General features: G+C 58.9%; 15 protein-coding genes. 8 read left to right on the top strand and 7 right to left on the bottom strand.

Translation table 11 applies throughout. The annotated features are described in order from the left end of the window. Positions 1 to 326: 326 nt before the first annotated feature. Complete coding sequence (gene ybaK, locus E3Z29_RS25435; RefSeq protein ID WP_003227741.1) at positions 327 to 797, top strand: Cys-tRNA(Pro) deacylase; 471 nt, start codon at positions 327 to 329, stop codon at positions 795 to 797. 95 nt (positions 798 to 892) lie between these two features. Next, positions 893 to 1675: a PhzF family phenazine biosynthesis protein gene (locus tag E3Z29_RS25430; protein WP_134787230.1), complete on the top strand. Its 783-nt coding sequence runs from the start codon at positions 893 to 895 to the stop codon at positions 1673 to 1675. Positions 1676 to 1796: 121 nt separating this feature from the next. Here E3Z29_RS25430 and E3Z29_RS25420 read toward each other — a convergent pair whose 3' ends face one another. Then, positions 1797 to 2906, bottom strand: a complete 1110-nt coding sequence (locus E3Z29_RS25420; protein ID WP_096795147.1) for an ABC transporter ATP-binding protein — start codon at positions 2904 to 2906, stop codon at positions 1797 to 1799. Continuing rightward, positions 2903 to 3823 carry an ornithine carbamoyltransferase gene (gene argF / locus E3Z29_RS25415; protein WP_047296204.1) on the bottom strand — a complete coding sequence of 307 codons (921 nt, stop codon included), beginning with the start codon at positions 3821 to 3823 and terminating at the stop codon, positions 2903 to 2905. Before argF ends, E3Z29_RS25420 begins: the two co-directional genes overlap by 4 nt. A 403-nt stretch (positions 3824 to 4226) precedes the next feature. Between argF and E3Z29_RS25410 the strand changes: the two genes are divergently transcribed. From E3Z29_RS25410 to grxD, 3 genes are all read left to right on the top strand, one after another. Beyond that, positions 4227 to 4517 carry a hypothetical protein gene (locus E3Z29_RS25410; protein WP_027612069.1) on the top strand — a complete coding sequence of 97 codons (291 nt, stop codon included), beginning with the start codon at positions 4227 to 4229 and terminating at the stop codon, positions 4515 to 4517. 134 nt (positions 4518 to 4651) lie between these two features. Further along, a complete protein-coding gene (locus tag E3Z29_RS25405; protein ID WP_134787229.1) occupies positions 4652 to 6757 on the top strand; it encodes a molybdopterin oxidoreductase family protein in 2106 nt (701 codons plus the stop codon). A 97-nt stretch (positions 6758 to 6854) separates the two neighbouring features. After that, positions 6855 to 7196: a Grx4 family monothiol glutaredoxin gene (gene grxD, locus E3Z29_RS25400; protein ID WP_003227729.1), complete on the top strand. Its 342-nt coding sequence runs from the start codon at positions 6855 to 6857 to the stop codon at positions 7194 to 7196. A gap of 132 nt (positions 7197 to 7328) precedes the next feature. On the opposite strand, the gene bfr is transcribed toward grxD, so the two are convergent. After that, the gene (bfr, locus tag E3Z29_RS25395; protein ID WP_003227727.1) at positions 7329 to 7802 is read right to left on the bottom strand and encodes a bacterioferritin; all 474 of its coding nucleotides are present in this window, start codon (positions 7800 to 7802) and stop codon (positions 7329 to 7331) included. Positions 7803 to 8004: 202 nt separating this feature from the next. Then, positions 8005 to 8223 (bottom strand): bacterioferritin-associated ferredoxin, encoded by a 219-nt coding sequence (locus tag E3Z29_RS25390; protein ID WP_003227725.1) that lies wholly within the window; start codon positions 8221 to 8223, stop codon positions 8005 to 8007. Between the two features lie 313 nt (positions 8224 to 8536). Between E3Z29_RS25390 and E3Z29_RS25385 the strand changes: the two genes are divergently transcribed. Further along, positions 8537 to 9139, top strand: a complete 603-nt coding sequence (locus E3Z29_RS25385; RefSeq protein WP_007963972.1) for a peroxiredoxin — start codon at positions 8537 to 8539, stop codon at positions 9137 to 9139. A gap of 74 nt (positions 9140 to 9213) precedes the next feature. On the opposite strand, the gene rnt is transcribed toward E3Z29_RS25385, so the two are convergent. Beyond that, the gene (gene rnt, locus E3Z29_RS25380; protein WP_007963973.1) at positions 9214 to 9891 is read right to left on the bottom strand and encodes a ribonuclease T; all 678 of its coding nucleotides are present in this window, start codon (positions 9889 to 9891) and stop codon (positions 9214 to 9216) included. Next, entirely contained in the window at positions 9888 to 10934 is a 1047-nt protein-coding gene (gene pyrC / locus E3Z29_RS25375; RefSeq protein WP_095136952.1) for a dihydroorotase, read from the bottom strand. Before pyrC ends, rnt begins: the two co-directional genes overlap by 4 nt. 160 nt (positions 10935 to 11094) lie before the next feature. Here pyrC and E3Z29_RS25370 point away from each other — a divergent pair, with 160 nt between their 5' ends. Together E3Z29_RS25370 and E3Z29_RS25365 are read left to right on the top strand one after the other, a co-directional pair. Beyond that, positions 11095 to 12003 (top strand): OmpA family protein, encoded by a 909-nt coding sequence (locus E3Z29_RS25370; RefSeq protein ID WP_098965368.1) that lies wholly within the window; start codon positions 11095 to 11097, stop codon positions 12001 to 12003. A 129-nt stretch (positions 12004 to 12132) separates the two neighbouring features. After that, a complete protein-coding gene (locus E3Z29_RS25365) occupies positions 12133 to 13350 on the top strand; it encodes an argininosuccinate synthase (RefSeq protein WP_027612065.1) in 1218 nt (405 codons plus the stop codon). A 150-nt stretch (positions 13351 to 13500) separates the two neighbouring features. Here E3Z29_RS25365 and E3Z29_RS25360 read toward each other — a convergent pair whose 3' ends face one another. Beyond that, positions 13501 to 14205 carry a hypothetical protein gene (locus E3Z29_RS25360; protein ID WP_134787228.1) on the bottom strand — a complete coding sequence of 235 codons (705 nt, stop codon included), beginning with the start codon at positions 14203 to 14205 and terminating at the stop codon, positions 13501 to 13503. Positions 14206 to 14347 lie beyond the last annotated feature (142 nt).

The raw sequence follows: 14347 nt of genomic DNA, 5'->3' as shown, positions 1-14347 counted from the left end.
GCCGTCAGGGCAAGGCGCGATTTTCCCCGGGGCAGGATCCCCATCCTGTTCCTGGTTTACTGCTGGGTACTGCGGTGATGATAATTCTTACATTATTCAGATTCGAAAAAATATAGACAAGAAACAAACCTGTCAAAGGTCGAAAGTGAACCATCGGTCACAATTAAACTATCAGCCTGCTGAATGATCCTGCGGAAGACGGCGGCGATAGTCCGGCGATTCGCCTGCAACGCCCGGAAAACGGGGCTCGCGCTAGAGCCTTTTGCGATGTGATGGCCTAGAATCCGGCGCAGGATTTTTCTGTTGATGCCGAACCTGGAGCTGCCATGACCCCTGCGTTGGACTTGTTGAAAAAAGTTCGTGCCGAACATCGCGTGCACAGTTACGAACATGACCCCAAGGCCGCGTCCTATGGGCTGGAGGCCGCCGAGAAACTGGCGCTGGAGCCGGCGCAGGTGTTCAAGACGCTGCTCGCTGCCAGCGAAAAAGGTGAATTGCTGGTGGCGGTGGTGCCGGTCGTCGGAAGTCTTGATCTCAAAGGTCTGGCACACGCGGCGGGCGTCAAGAAAGTCGAAATGGCTGACCCGGCTGCGGCACAGCGTTCCACCGGTTACCTGTTGGGCGGCATCAGTCCGCTGGGGCAGAAGAAGCGTCTGCGCACCTTCATCGATAACTCGGCCCAGGGCTTTGCGACTATTTATGTCAGTGCTGGCCGACGTGGCCTGGAAGTCGAATTGGCGCCGGCGGTTCTGGCTGAACACACCCAAGCCAAATTTGCCGACATCGGTCGTGCATGAACTTGCGTTCTGTATGAAGAAAATTGCCCGGTTCTGTCACTGGCGCTGAGCGCAGCGTGGCTGCATGCTCTGCCGATTCACTTAGGGAGAAGGTTATGCAGCTCGAATTTCATCAGGTTGATGCGTTCAGTGATCGGCCGTTCAGTGGCAACCCGGCGATGGTGTATCGGCTCGATGCATGGCTCGCGGACGATTTGATGCAGAAGATCGCCGCCGAACACAATCTGGCAGAAACCGCGTTCGTGGTGCGCGAAGGCGCGGCGTGGCACATCCGCTGGTTCACCCCGACCACCGAGGTGCCATTGTGCGGGCACGCAACACTGGCCAGTGCCTATGTGTTGTTCGAGGTCTACAAGGAAACTACCGAGCGGCTAGACTTCACCTGCAAGTCCGGGCCGCTTAGCGTCAGCCGCGAGGGCGATTGCCTGTGGCTGGACTTCCCGTCGATTGTGCCGTCAGAAATTGGCGTGACGCTGGATGTCGAGCGTGCGCTGGGCGTCGAGGCGGTGGATGTGCTCGGTTCCAACGAATTGTTTGTGGTGCTGGAGTCGGAGCAGGCAGTGCTCGACTGCAAGCCGGACATGGTAGCGCTGGCGAAACTGCCGTGGCTCGGCGCGATCGTGACGGCGCGCGGCAATCAGCACGATTTCGTCTCGCGTTATTTCGCCCCGGCAATCGGCATCAACGAAGATCCGGTGACCGGCTCGACGCATTGCAGCCTGATTCCGTATTGGTCGAAACGTTTGGGCAAATCCAGTTTGACCGCGTGCCAGCGTTCGGCGCGGGGCGGGGAGTTGTTCTGTCGGCTGGAGGGGGAGCGGGTGAAGATCGGCGGGAATGCGACGCTGGTGGCAAGCGGCACGCTGATCCTGGGTTGAACCCAAAACCAACTGTGGGAGCGGGCTTGCTCGCGAATGCGGGGTGTCAGACGACCTCTTCGTTGACTGACCCAGCGCATTCGCGAGCAAGCCCGCTCCCACAGTTTTGATCCGGGGCGGATCAGAGTGCAGCGCTGTAGCGGCGGACGCCGTTTTCCACCGCCGGGATTTGTGCCGCGGTACTGCCGCTGGCCTGGAACAGGACAAGGTGTTCGGCGGCGACGCGAATCCCCACCTCCGCCCCCACCTGATGGTCGGCATGGCTCGGGAAGATCGATTCCAGCTGCGCACCGGTCGGCAGTTGCAGGCGATACAGGGTCGAGGCGCCAAGGAACGTCTTGCCGACGATCCGCGCTTTCAACCCGCTGTCCGGCGCATAAACGATGTCATCCGGACGCAGCAATACATCCACCGCACCGCCCACCGGCCAGGTGTAGGCGCGGTTGCCGCGCAGTTCGCCGAGTTCGGTCTGCACCGATTCCGGGCTGCCGAGCTGGCCGCGAATGAAATAGCCCTGACCGATGAAACTGGCAACAAACGGTGTCGCCGGTTCGTGGTAGAGGTTGTAGGGCGTGTCCCACTGCTCCAGACGACCTTCCTTGAACACGCCAACGTGATCGCTGACGGCGAAGGCTTCCTCCTGGTCGTGGGTCACCAGAATCGCACTGGTGCCACGGGCCTTGAGGATGTCGCGCACTTCGTGGCTGAGCTTGCGCCGCAGTTCGCCATCGAGGTTGGAGAATGGCTCGTCGAGCAGCAGCAATTGCGGCTCCGGCGCCAGTGCCCGGGCTAGGGCAACACGCTGTTGCTGGCCACCCGATAACTCGTGGGGAAAGCGCTTGCCTAGATTCTTCAGATTGACCAGTTCCAGCAGCTCCTCGGTGACGCGCTCCTTGTTCGGGTGCTTGCGGATACCGAAGGCGATGTTGTCTGCAACACTCAGGTGCGGGAACAGCGCGTAATCCTGAAACACCATGCCGATCCGGCGTTTCTCTGGTGCCAGGGTGAAACCGGCGCTGGAAATGGTTTCGCCACCCAGCGTGATTTCCCCTTCATGCACCGGTTCGAAACCGGCAATCGCGCGCAGGGTGGTGGTCTTGCCGCAGCCGGACGAGCCGAGCAGGCAGCCGATGTCACCGGCGTTGAGGTGCAGATTGAGGTTCTGCACCACGCGTTGATCTTGATAGCCGCAAGCGAGGTTGCGCAGGTTCAGCAGTAATTCATGGCTCATGCGTGGTGATATGCCGGTTCGACGAGGAACTCGAGCAGGGCCTTCTGTGCGTGGAGACGGTTTTCTGCCTGATCCCAAGCGACGGAGCGCGGGTCATCAAGCAGGTCGAGGCTGATTTCTTCACCGCGGTGCGCCGGCAGGCAGTGCATGAACAGCACATCTTCGGCCGCCAGATCGAGCAGGGCGCGGGTCACCTGAAACGGAGCGAACAACTTCAGGCGCTTGGCAGTTTCCTCTTCCTGACCCATCGAAGTCCAGACATCGGTGCTCACCAGATGCGCACCGCGCACGGCATCCTGCGGATCACGGACGATAGTCACGCGATCGCCGGCGCGGGCGACAAATTCCGGATTAGGCTCGTAGCCCTGCGGGCAGGCAACGCGCAACTGGAAGTCGAACTGGATCGCCGCTTCTATATAGCTGTTGCACATGTTGTTGCCGTCGCCGATCCAGGCCACGGTCTTGCCCTGGATCGAGCCACGGTGCTCAAGGAAGGTCTGCATGTCGGCCAGCAACTGGCACGGGTGCAGGTCATCGGACAGGCCGTTGATCACCGGCACGCGCGAGTTGGCGGCGAATTCGGTCAGGGTGCTGTGGGCAAAGGTACGGATCATCACCGCGTCGAGCATGCTCGACATGACGATGGCGCAGTCGCCGATCGGCTCGCCACGGCCCAGCTGGGTGTCGCGTGGCGACAGGAAGATCGCCTGGCCACCGAGCTGGATCATGCCGGCCTCGAAGGAAATCCGGGTACGGGTCGAGGACTTCTCGAAGATCATCCCCAGGACGCGGTTTTTCAGCGGCTCGAACAGTACGCCGCGGTTACGCAGGTCCTTGAGCTCAACGCCTCGACGGATCACGCTGACCAGCTCTTCGGGCGTGCAATCCATCAGGGAGAGAAAGTGCCTTGCGCTCATCATTGACTACCTTTTTGCTACAGACCGCAGATGCTCAAAGCCTTGTTTAACGGAACAACGGGCGAGACCTGCGGCGTAAGCCGCACGGGGCGACGAAATTGGGGGAGGCGCGATATTGACACTAAATGTCGCGTTACGCCAATAGGCTACGGTTTTTGCGGGATTCGGAGGGCGCACGGGATGTTGCAGTGCGCATTTGAAGCCGGGTTCAGGACAACAGCGAGCCTCTTTGTACACCGGCCTCGCCGGGCTTGGCAATGCGGCGTGGCGGGGATCACGTCGACCAGGTCGGTTTACGAGCGTGGCGCCATGCCATCACTTGGTCGGATGCTCAGACTGAAACATTTGCTAAAGCAAAGTGCTGGGTTATAAATAAGTTTCGAGCGACGCAGGAAGCTTCCGCATGGAATCGAAAGAAAAACTGTTAATGGAACTGTTGGGCCACACAGCTCGCTCACTGACCCATCTCACCGCGTCGGTCACTTCGATGTCTTTCGAGCTGCTGCGCAGCGAGGACGAAGTGGTCAAGACCGCCGGCCGCCACATGATCGATCGCATGGCGACCATCAGTGCCGGGCTCGACGAGCACTGGCGGTTGATCGGCGAACTCACCGGCGTGCACGTTGCCCACGAGCAGATCGAAACCATTCAGGAAATTCAGTTGGCCGCGCCGCCGCAGCTGCCGTCGAACTGAGCATGGCGGTGTATCGGCTCGCCTGATAACCGTCGATTCACAAGACGAACGTCGCTGGCGCAGGATCTGCGCCGGGGCCATAGTTTTGTTCCCGCGGGCCTGATTGCCTGCCCAGAACAAGACAGAGACTGGCCATGACCAAGACTCTCCATCACCGTGCCTGCCACCTGTGCGAAGCCATCTGCGGCCTGACCATCGAGACCACCGAAACCGATGGCAACGTCGCGATCACCTCGATCAAGGGCGACGCGCTCGACACGTTCAGTCGCGGGCACATCTGCCCCAAGGCCGTAGCCCTGCAAGACATCCAGAACGATCCCGACCGCCTGCGCCAGCCGATGCGCCGGGTCGGCAGCGAATGGCTGCCGATCGAGTGGGACGAGGCCTTTGCGCTGGTGGCCGAGCGTCTGGCGGCGATTCAAGAGCGTCACGGGCAGAATGCGGTGGCGGTCTACCAGGGCAACCCGAGCGTGCACAACTATGGGCTGATGACCCACAGCAACTACTTTCTCGGCCTGCTGAAGACGCGCAATCGCTTCTCGGCGACTTCGGTCGATCAGTTGCCGCATCACCTGAGCAGTTACCTGATGTACGGCCATGGCTTGCTGCTGCCGATCCCGGACATCGATCACACCGATTTCATGCTGATCCTCGGCGGCAACCCGCTGGCATCCAACGGCAGCATCATGACCGTGCCGGATGTCGAGAAACGCCTGAAGGCGATTCAGGCGCGCGGCGGCAAAGTGGTGGTGGTCGATCCCCGGCGCAGCGAAACGGCAGCTATCGCCGATCAGCACTTGTTTGTGCGGCCGGGTGGCGACGCGGCGCTGTTGTTTGGCTTACTCAATACGCTTTTCAGCGAAGGGCTGACCCGTGACAGCCACTTGCCGGTTGATGGCCTTGATGAAGTGCGCGCAGCCGTCGCAACCTTCACTGCCGAAGCCATGAGCCCGCTGTGCGCCGTTCCCGCTGAACAGATCCGCCAACTGGCCCGGAACTTCGCCGCTGCACCAAGCGCTGTTTGCTACGGCCGGATGGGCGTTTCCACTCAGGCCTTCGGCACGCTATGCCATTGGGTCGTGCAGTTGATCAATCTGGTGACTGGCAATCTCGATCGCGTCGGCGGTGCCTTGTGCACAGAGCCAGCGGTGGATCTGGTGGCATCGACCTCGGGCGGGCATTTCAACAAATGGCAAAGCCGGGTCTCCGGGCGACCCGAGTACGGCGGCGAGTTGCCGGTGTCGGCGCTGGCCGAAGAGATGCTCACCGAAGGCGAAGGGCAGATTCGCGCACTGATCACCGTGGCCGGCAATCCGGTGTTGTCGACGCCGAACGGCCGGCAACTGGAGCAGGCGCTCGATGGTCTGGAGTTCATGCTCAGCATCGACCTGTACATTAACGAAACCACGCGCTACGCCGATCTGATTCTGCCGTCGACCTCGGCGCTGGAGAACGATCATTACGACACTACTTTCAATCTATTCGCGGTACGCAACGTCACCCGCTTCAACCGGGCGATTCTCGCCAAGCCCGAGGGCGCATTACACGACTGGGAGATCTTTGTCGGTCTAGCCAAGGCGTTTGCCGAGAAGACCGGCAAGGAGCTGAAACCGACGATGCCGCCGGCGAAGATGATCGACATGGGGCTGCGCATGGGCCTGTATGGCGATGCGTCCGAGCAAAAGCTGTCATTGGCGACATTGTTCGATCATCCGCACGGGATTGATCTAGGGGCGTTGAAACCGAATCTTGCAGCTCGCCTCAAGACGCCAAATCAACGGGTGCAGGCTGCGCCGCCGGAAATTCTCGCCGATCTCGCACGCTTTGCGGCCTTGCAGGCGCCGGCGGCCGATGAGCTGCTGATGATCGGCCGGCGCCATGTGCGCAGCAACAATTCGTGGATGCATAACTATCATCGTCTGGTGAAGGGCAAGCCACGGCATCAATTGCTGATGCACCCGGATGACCTCGCCAGCCGTGGGCTCAACGATGGTCAGTTAGTTCGCGTCAGCTCGCGGGTAGGGCAGATCGAGGTCGAGGTGCTCGGCAGTCTGGACATGATGAAGGGCGTGGTCAGCCTGCCGCACGGTTGGGGACATGCTCGGCCGGGCGTGCAAATGGCAATCGCCAGTGGGCAGCCGGGATCGAGTGCCAACGACCTGACCGATGAATGCCAGCTCGACGAGTTGTCGGGTAACGCCGCGCTCAATGGCGTGCCGGTGACGGTGGCAGCGGCCTGAACGAGACCGTCGGGGAGACCGAGCATGGCGCTCGGGATTCCGTTACAATGCGTCACCGTGCCGACCCATGAGTCGGAAAGTTCAGCCGAGGTGCTCCATGGATATCATCGAAACGATTAAAGAGCAGATTGCCAACAACACCATTCTGCTTTACATGAAAGGCTCGCCGAATGCCCCGCAGTGTGGCTTCTCCGCGAAAGCTGCGCAGGCTGTAATGGGCTGTGGCGAGAAGTTCGCCTACGTCGACATCCTGCAGAACCCGGAAATCCGCGCCAACCTGCCAAAGTACGCCAACTGGCCGACTTTCCCGCAACTGTGGGTCGGCGGTGAGCTGGTCGGCGGTAGCGACATCATGGCTGAAATGTTCGCCAACGGTGAGCTGCAGACTCTGGTCAAGGAAGCATCGGCCAAGGCTGCTGCGGCCAAGTCCGAAGCCTGATCCGGCTTTTGTGGGAGCGAGCAAGCTCGCTCCCACAGGGATCTGCATCTGATCCGGGATTTGCCAATAAAAAGCCCCGCATCTCGAAAGAGGGCGGGGCTTTTTAGTGTCGCGAATTCAGCGGGCGCTTATTTACTCTTCGCCCATCTGCGATTGCAGATAGTTCTCAAGACCGACTTTATCGATCAGGCCCAGTTGGGTTTCCAGCCAGTCGATATGCTCTTCTTCGGATTCGAGAATGTCTTCGAGCAGTTCACGGCTGCCAAAGTCGCCAACCGATTCGCAATGGGCGATGGCGGCTTTCAGATCGGCGTGGCCGGTCTTCTCGATACGCAGGTCACATTCCAGCATCTCCTGGGTGTGCTCGCCGATGTGCAGCTTGCCCAGATCCTGCACGTTCGGCAGGCCTTCGAGGAACAGAATGCGCTTGATCAGCTTGTCCGCGTGCTTCATCTCGTCGATGGATTCGTGATACTCGTGCTTGCCCAGCTTGTTCAGGCCCCAATCTTCATACATGCGCGCATGCAGGAAGTACTGATTGATCGCGACCAGTTCATTGGCAAGGATCTTGTTGAGATGCTGGATGACTGTAATGTCGCCTTTCATGATGGGAGTCCTGCCCTGTATTAGCTGTATATAAGGCGGAGTTTGAGCTTGGTACTTATAAGTGTCAAACCTAAGTTATTGAATAATAAATGAAATTAAATCTGAATAAGAATGTTTGTGTTCCGCGTCTAACGCCTAAGCGCTTGATTTGCGGGCATAAAAAAACCGGACATATGCCCGGTTTTTTGAAATGGGGGGGTAATTATGCCGCCGTAAATTCTACAGGGTAGGGGATCGCAGCCTGAGCGGTTTGCAGCTTGGTCAGGGTTTCGCGAACCACTTCCTTGGCAAGGCACGCACATTTGCCGCATTGGCTGGCGACGCCGGTGGCCTGGCGGACTTCTTTGTAGCTGCAGCAACCTTCATAGATCGCTTCGCGGATTTGTCCGTCGGTGACGCCAGTGCAGAGACAAACATACATAAGTGAGAACCGTCGCTGGTTGTGACTCAATTGCGATGGATCTTAATGTTAACGAGAATGATTGTCAAAGTGCTTTCTGAATGGTTTTCGATCGAAAGGCCGGTCACTGACGAACGGTGATTAATGGCGAATTGCCTGGCCCCGAAAATGCTGGTCCGTTATCCGCCTTGGGCAAAAAACCGTTAAGGACAGGCGAAAAACGCAGTGTATGATGGTCGGCCCTTGCGAAGAGGGTTCGTGTCACAGGGCTGTCGCCTCAAGGTGGCAGGCTGGCCCGGGCCCTGAACTTCAAGTTATTCACCAGGAGATATCCATGAGCGTACTCGTAGGCAAACAAGCCCCAGACTTCACCGTCCCGGCCGTACTCGGCAATGGCGAGATCGTTGACAGCTTCACCCTGTCCTCGGCCATCAAAGGCAAATACGGCCTGGTGTTCTTCTACCCACTGGACTTCACCTTCGTCTGCCCGTCCGAGCTGATCGCTCTGGACAACCGCATGGCCGACTTCAAGGCGCGCAACGTGGAAGTGGTTGCCGTGTCGATCGACTCGCACTTCACCCACAACGCCTGGCGCAACACTCCGGTCAACAATGGCGGCATCGGCCAGGTGAAATACACCATGGCTGCCGACATGAAGCACGAAATCGCCAAGGCCTACGACGTTGAGTCCGAAGGCGGCGTGGCTTTCCGTGGCGCGTTCCTGATCGACGACAAGGGCGTTGTCCGCTCGCAGATCATCAACGACCTGCCGCTGGGCCGTAACATGGAAGAGCTGATCCGTCTGGTCGACGCTCTGCAATTCCACGAAGAGCACGGCGAAGTCTGCCCTGCCAACTGGAAAAAAGGCGACAAAGGCATGAACGCTTCGCCAGAAGGCGTTGCGGCTTACCTGACCGAGAACGCTGCTGCCCTGTAAGGCGCAACGTCGCGGTACAAAAAAACCGGCCCATGTGGCCGGTTTTTTTATGCGCGGGAAATACCCGACGAGGATCAGTCGTCGAAGTCTTCCCAGCCGCCCATCTGTTTCCAGCGGTTGACGATGCCGCAGAACAGCTCGGCAGTCTTCTCGGTGTCGTAACGCGCCGAATGCGCTTCACGGCCGTCGAAGTCGATGTCCGCTGCCTGACAGGCTTTGGCCAGCACGGTTTGACCGTAAGCCAGACCGGCCAGTGTCGCGGTGTCGAAGCTGGAGAACGGGTGGAACGGATTGCGCTTCATGTCCAGACGCGCAACCGCAGCATTCAGGAAGCCGAGGTCGAAGCTGCTGTTGTGGCCGACCAAAATCGCGCGCTTGCAGCCGTTGGCCTTCAGCGCCTTGCGGATGCCACGGAAGATGTCGGTCAGCGCAGTTTCTTCGCTGACGGCCATGCGCAGCGGGTGATCGAGCTTGATGCCGGTGAATTCCAGCGCTGCCGCTTCGATGTTGGCACCTTCGAACGGTTCGACGCGGAAGAAGTAGGTGTGATCCGGGTAGACGAAACCCTTTTCATCCATGGCGATGGTGGTCGCGGCAATCTCCAGCAGAGCGTCGGTGGCCGAGTTGAAGCCACCGGTCTCTACGTCGACGACAACCGGCAGGTAACCGCGAAAACGTGCTGCCATTGGGTGACGGGAACCGCCGCCGCCACCTTGACCGTCCAGTTCGTCGTCGAAATGGTCTTCACTCACGCGTGTTCCTCCAGCAGGCGCCAGCGCAGTTTTTCACCGGCGCGCAGCGGGATAACGTTCAGCTCGCCAAACGGCAGGCTGGTCGGGGCGGTCCACTCTTCGCGAACCAGGGTGATGCGATCGGTGTTGGTCGGTAGACCATAGAAGCGCGGACCGTTGAGGCTGGCGAACGCTTCGAGCTTGTCCAACGCGTTGCGCTGTTCGAACGCTTCGGCGTACAGCTCGATGGCGGCGTACGCGGTGTAGCAGCCGGCGCAGCCGCAGGCGGCTTCCTTGGCATGCTGGGCGTGCGGCGCCGAGTCGGTGCCGAGGAAGAACTTCGCGCTGCCGCTGGTGGCGGCGTCGAGCAGGGCTTCCTGATGGGTATTACGCTTGAGGATCGGAAGGCAATAGAAGTGCGGCCGAATCCCGCCCACCAGCATGTGGTTGCGGTTGTACAGCAGGTGATGCGCGGTGATGGTGGCGCCGACGTTGGCCGAAGCCTCGTTGACGAACTGCACCGCGTCGCCGGTGGTGATGTGTTCGAACACCACTTTGAGCGTCGGGAAACGCTCGACCACACGGCGCATGTGCTCATCGATGAAAATCTTTTCGCGGTCGAAGACATCGACATCGCCACGGGTGACTTCGCCGTGGATCAGCAGCGGCATGCCGACTTCGGCCATGGCTTCCAGCGCCGGGAAGATCTTGTCGATGCTGGTCACGCCGGAATCGGAGTTGGTGGTGGCGCCGGCCGGGTACAGTTTGGCGGCGTGCACGAAACCGCTGGCCTTGGCCTCACGAATTTCTTCGGGCTGGGTGCGGTCGGTGAGGTACAGCACCATCAGCGGTTCGAAGCGACTGCCGGCCGGGCGGGCAGCGAGAATCCGCTGGCGATAGCCGTCGGCTTCAGCGGCGTTGCGCACCGGTGGTACCAGGTTGGGCATGATGATGGCGCGGCCAAAGGTGCGCGCAACATCGGCAACGGTATTGGTCAACACGGCACCATCGCGAAGATGAATGTGCCAGTCGTCGGGACGCAGCAGGGTCAGGCGGTCGGACATGAGGGGATTCCAGGCGGGTCAAACTGAGGGGAATGCTACCGGAAAAGACTCTTGCAGGCACCCGCTATCAAGTTTTGCAGGAACCTTCCGATATCCCGTAGGTATGCCGTAAACATAGTGTGAATCGGTCTTTGTGTTACAGAAGCCAATGGAGCCTCCCGTGCGCCAGCGATATTTAGCCTTGCTCAGTGTGTTTGCCAGCCTCCCCGCGATGGCGCTGACCTACCAGACGCGTCTGGAGAACATTGAGTGGACGGTCGAGGGCGACAAGTTCGAGTGCCGCCTGACCCAGCCGATCACCGATTTCGGCTCGGGCCAGTTCGTGCGCAAAGCCGGCGAGCAGGCGATATTCCGCCTCAATGCCTACAACGCCATGCTCGGCGGCGGTTCGGCGACGTTGCTTGCCGCGGCAGCGCCATGGCAGCCGGGGCGCAACGACATCAATCTGGGCAGCGTCAGGATCGGTACCGGCAACGTGCTGTTCAACAGTTCGCAATCCCAGGCCGGCGGGCTGATCAGCGGTTTGCTGGACGGTCGCAGTCCGGTGGTGCGCCGTGCGTCCGGCGATGGCCGGGTTTCGGAAGTGCGTCTGCTGCCGGTGAAGTTCAGCAAAGCGTTCAATGATTACCAGACGTGTGTGGCGAAGTTGCTGCCGCAGAATTTCGATCAGGTGAAGCAATCGCAGATCGGCTTCCCTGGCGAAGGCACCGATCTGGATGCCGCCGCCAAGGCCAGGCTGCAGGTGATGCTCGAGTTCATGAAGGCCGATCCGACGGTCAATCACATCGAACTGGATGGCTATTCCGACAACAGCGGCAACCGTCTGACCAACCGTGAGCTGTCGCGTCGTCGCGCGCTGGCGGTGGTCGACTTTTTCAAGGCCAACGGCATCGCCGAATCGCAGATCACCGTGCGTTTCCACGGCGAGCAATACCCGCTGGTGCCGAACAACAATGCGGCCAACCGGGCGAAGAATCGCCGGGTCAGCGTGAAGCTTGCACGAGTGGCGCCGACTACCGCGCCAGCACCGCAAGCCAGCACACCTGCCAACGCTGCGGCGACTTCCTGACCCTCCGGTCATCGTCGCGCTGTCGACAGATTCTGTCGCTTTGTCGTCTTAAGCTGTCGCGCCTCTGTAAATTATCGGATTTGAGCGGTAGACTCCTCGGCTTTCCGTAGAACCCCGTGGAGTGATGGCATGGCGGACGTAAACAAGGTCGTTCTGGCGTATTCCGGCGGCCTGGACACTTCGGTGATCCTCAAGTGGCTGCAGGATACTTATAACTGTGAAGTGGTGACCTTCACCGCTGACCTGGGTCAGGGCGAAGAGGTCGAGCCGGCTCGCGCCAAGGCTCAGGCCATGGGCGTCAAAGAAATCTACATCGACGATCTGCGCGAAGAATTCGTGCGTGATTTCGTGTTCCCGATGTTCCGCGCCAACACCGTTTACGAAGGCGAGTACCTGCTGGGTACTTCCATCGCACGTCCGCTGATCGCCAAACGCCTGATCGAAATCGCCAACGAAACCGGCGCCGACGCCATTTCCCATGGTGCCACCGGCAAGGGCAACGACCAGGTGCGTTTCGAACTGGGTGCCTACGCACTCAAGCCTGGCGTGAAAGTGATTGCGCCATGGCGCGAGTGGGACCTGCTGTCCCGCGAGAAGCTGATGGACTACGCCGAGAAGCACGCGATCCCGATCGAGCGTCATGGCAAGAAGAAGTCCCCTTACTCGATGGACGCCAACCTGCTGCACATCTCCTATGAAGGCGGCGTGCTGGAAGACACCTGGACCGAGCACGAAGAAGACATGTGGCGCTGGACCGTCTCCCCGGAGAAGGCTCCCGACACCCCACAATACCTGGAACTGACCTACCGCAACGGCGACATCGTCGCGCTGGACGGCGTCGAAATGACTCCGGCCACCGTACTGGCAACGCTGAACAAGATCGGTGGCGCTCACGGTATCGGTCGTCTGGACATCGTTGAAAACCGTTACGTGGGCATGAAGTCCCGTGGCTGCTACGAAACCCCGGGCGGCACGATCATGCTGCGCGCGCACCGCGCCATTGAATCGATCACCCTGGACCGCGAAGTCGCTCACCTCAAAGACGAGCTGATGCCGAAATACGCCAGCCTGATCTACACCGGTTACTGGTGGAGCCCGGAGCGTCTGATGCTGCAACAGATGATCGATGCTTCGCAGGTCAACGTGAACGGTGTGGTTCGCCTGAAACTGTACAAGGGCAACGTGATCGTTACCGGCCGCAAGTCCGACGATTCGCTGTTCGACGCCAATATCGCGACCTTCGAAGAAGACGGCGGCGCCTACAACCAGGCCGACGCGGCGGGCTTCATCAAGCTCAACGCGCTGCGCATGCGCATTGCTGCCAACAAAGGCCGCAAGCTGTTCTAAGCCTTGCAGGGCTGTAAAAATGGCGGCTTGTCTCAATGACAATGCCGCCATTTTCTATTCTGTGTTTGTCTGACGTTAATCCAGAGCTTTGGTCATTGCCGCCAACTCCAGCATTTTCTTGAATGTCCACTTCAGGCATCTACTCTGCGCTCATGCTCCTCTCAAAACCGTGGTGCTTTGTGTGCTCACGTTGTAAGCAACGAGAAGTTTGGCGCCTCCGTTTTTTTTCGACTGTTTGATAAGGCTCGGGATAATTTGCTTGAGCAAAACGTCGCACGCAGAGTCGGTCAAAAATACCACTGCCTTGGCTGAGTGTTTGCCAAGATGCGGAAAGTGTTCTGCCAGTGCATTGAACGCCTGTGGGCTACTCAACCGACGTACGTCTATGGCGCACAATGTGCCGATGGATTTAGGCAACTGAATGTTGTGCTCAATCCACGGTCGCTCCGGGCAGGATTTGTCAGCGCTGCAAGGAGGGAGTTGCCTGAGGTCAACGCTATGTACAGACAACGTCCACTCCAATCCGTTGGCAGTTGATACTTCGCCTACCACAGACGCTCTTGCTGGAGGCGAACAGGAGTGGAGCTCGGGCTGTTTCAACTCCTCGAAACTTTTTAGAAAACTGTCGTCCTTATCGAAGTCCGAGGGCGCATAGAGCGAACGGTAGTTGAAGTTCAGCGTTAAAAAGAATAGCAATAGCAAGTAAAACGGAAAGCTGATCAGGAACCAGATGTAGACTTCTCTTTCGGCGTTATCAAGAAAGGGTAAGGAAATGGCAGCCGATGATTCGGAAATAAATGCAAATATCGCAATTACAGTCATGGGGTTGGTTATTTTTCTTCTGATTTTTATCATGGGATGTGCTCATTAGTTATGTATTTCCAATACGTATGTTGAGTTGTTTTGTATGGGGTGTTGCAACTTGCTGGTCGAGATAATTTTTATATTAAATGATAACGCTTGGATAGAAGTATCTTGTTTCAGATGTTGATTTATC

The organism is Pseudomonas sp. S150, from assembly GCF_004526365.1.
Taxonomy (GTDB): Bacteria; Pseudomonadota; Gammaproteobacteria; order Pseudomonadales; family Pseudomonadaceae; genus Aquipseudomonas; species Aquipseudomonas putida_A.
The sequence above is the reverse complement of the archived record's forward strand: the minus strand, read 5'-3'. Positions and strand labels throughout refer to the sequence as shown.

Excerpts from the sequence above, each read along its gene's own strand:
- ybaK (WP_003227741.1), top strand. The coding sequence starts at position 327 with ATGACCCCTGCGTTGGACTTGTTGAAAAAAGTTCGTGCCGAACATCGC.
- E3Z29_RS25430 (WP_134787230.1), top strand. The coding sequence starts at position 893 with ATGCAGCTCGAATTTCATCAGGTTGATGCGTTCAGTGATCGGCCGTTC.
- E3Z29_RS25420 (WP_096795147.1), bottom strand. The coding sequence starts at position 2,906 with ATGAGCCATGAATTACTGCTGAACCTGCGCAACCTCGCTTGCGGCTAT.
- argF (WP_047296204.1), bottom strand. The coding sequence starts at position 3,823 with ATGAGCGCAAGGCACTTTCTCTCCCTGATGGATTGCACGCCCGAAGAG.
- E3Z29_RS25410 (WP_027612069.1), top strand. The coding sequence starts at position 4,227 with ATGGAATCGAAAGAAAAACTGTTAATGGAACTGTTGGGCCACACAGCT.
- E3Z29_RS25405 (WP_134787229.1), top strand. The coding sequence starts at position 4,652 with ATGACCAAGACTCTCCATCACCGTGCCTGCCACCTGTGCGAAGCCATC.
- grxD (WP_003227729.1), top strand. The coding sequence starts at position 6,855 with ATGGATATCATCGAAACGATTAAAGAGCAGATTGCCAACAACACCATT.
- bfr (WP_003227727.1), bottom strand. The coding sequence starts at position 7,802 with ATGAAAGGCGACATTACAGTCATCCAGCATCTCAACAAGATCCTTGCC.
- E3Z29_RS25390 (WP_003227725.1), bottom strand. The coding sequence starts at position 8,223 with ATGTATGTTTGTCTCTGCACTGGCGTCACCGACGGACAAATCCGCGAA.
- E3Z29_RS25385 (WP_007963972.1), top strand. The coding sequence starts at position 8,537 with ATGAGCGTACTCGTAGGCAAACAAGCCCCAGACTTCACCGTCCCGGCC.
- pyrC (WP_095136952.1), bottom strand. The coding sequence starts at position 10,934 with ATGTCCGACCGCCTGACCCTGCTGCGTCCCGACGACTGGCACATTCAT.
- E3Z29_RS25365 (WP_027612065.1), top strand. The coding sequence starts at position 12,133 with ATGGCGGACGTAAACAAGGTCGTTCTGGCGTATTCCGGCGGCCTGGAC.
- E3Z29_RS25360 (WP_134787228.1), bottom strand. The coding sequence starts at position 14,205 with ATGATAAAAATCAGAAGAAAAATAACCAACCCCATGACTGTAATTGCG.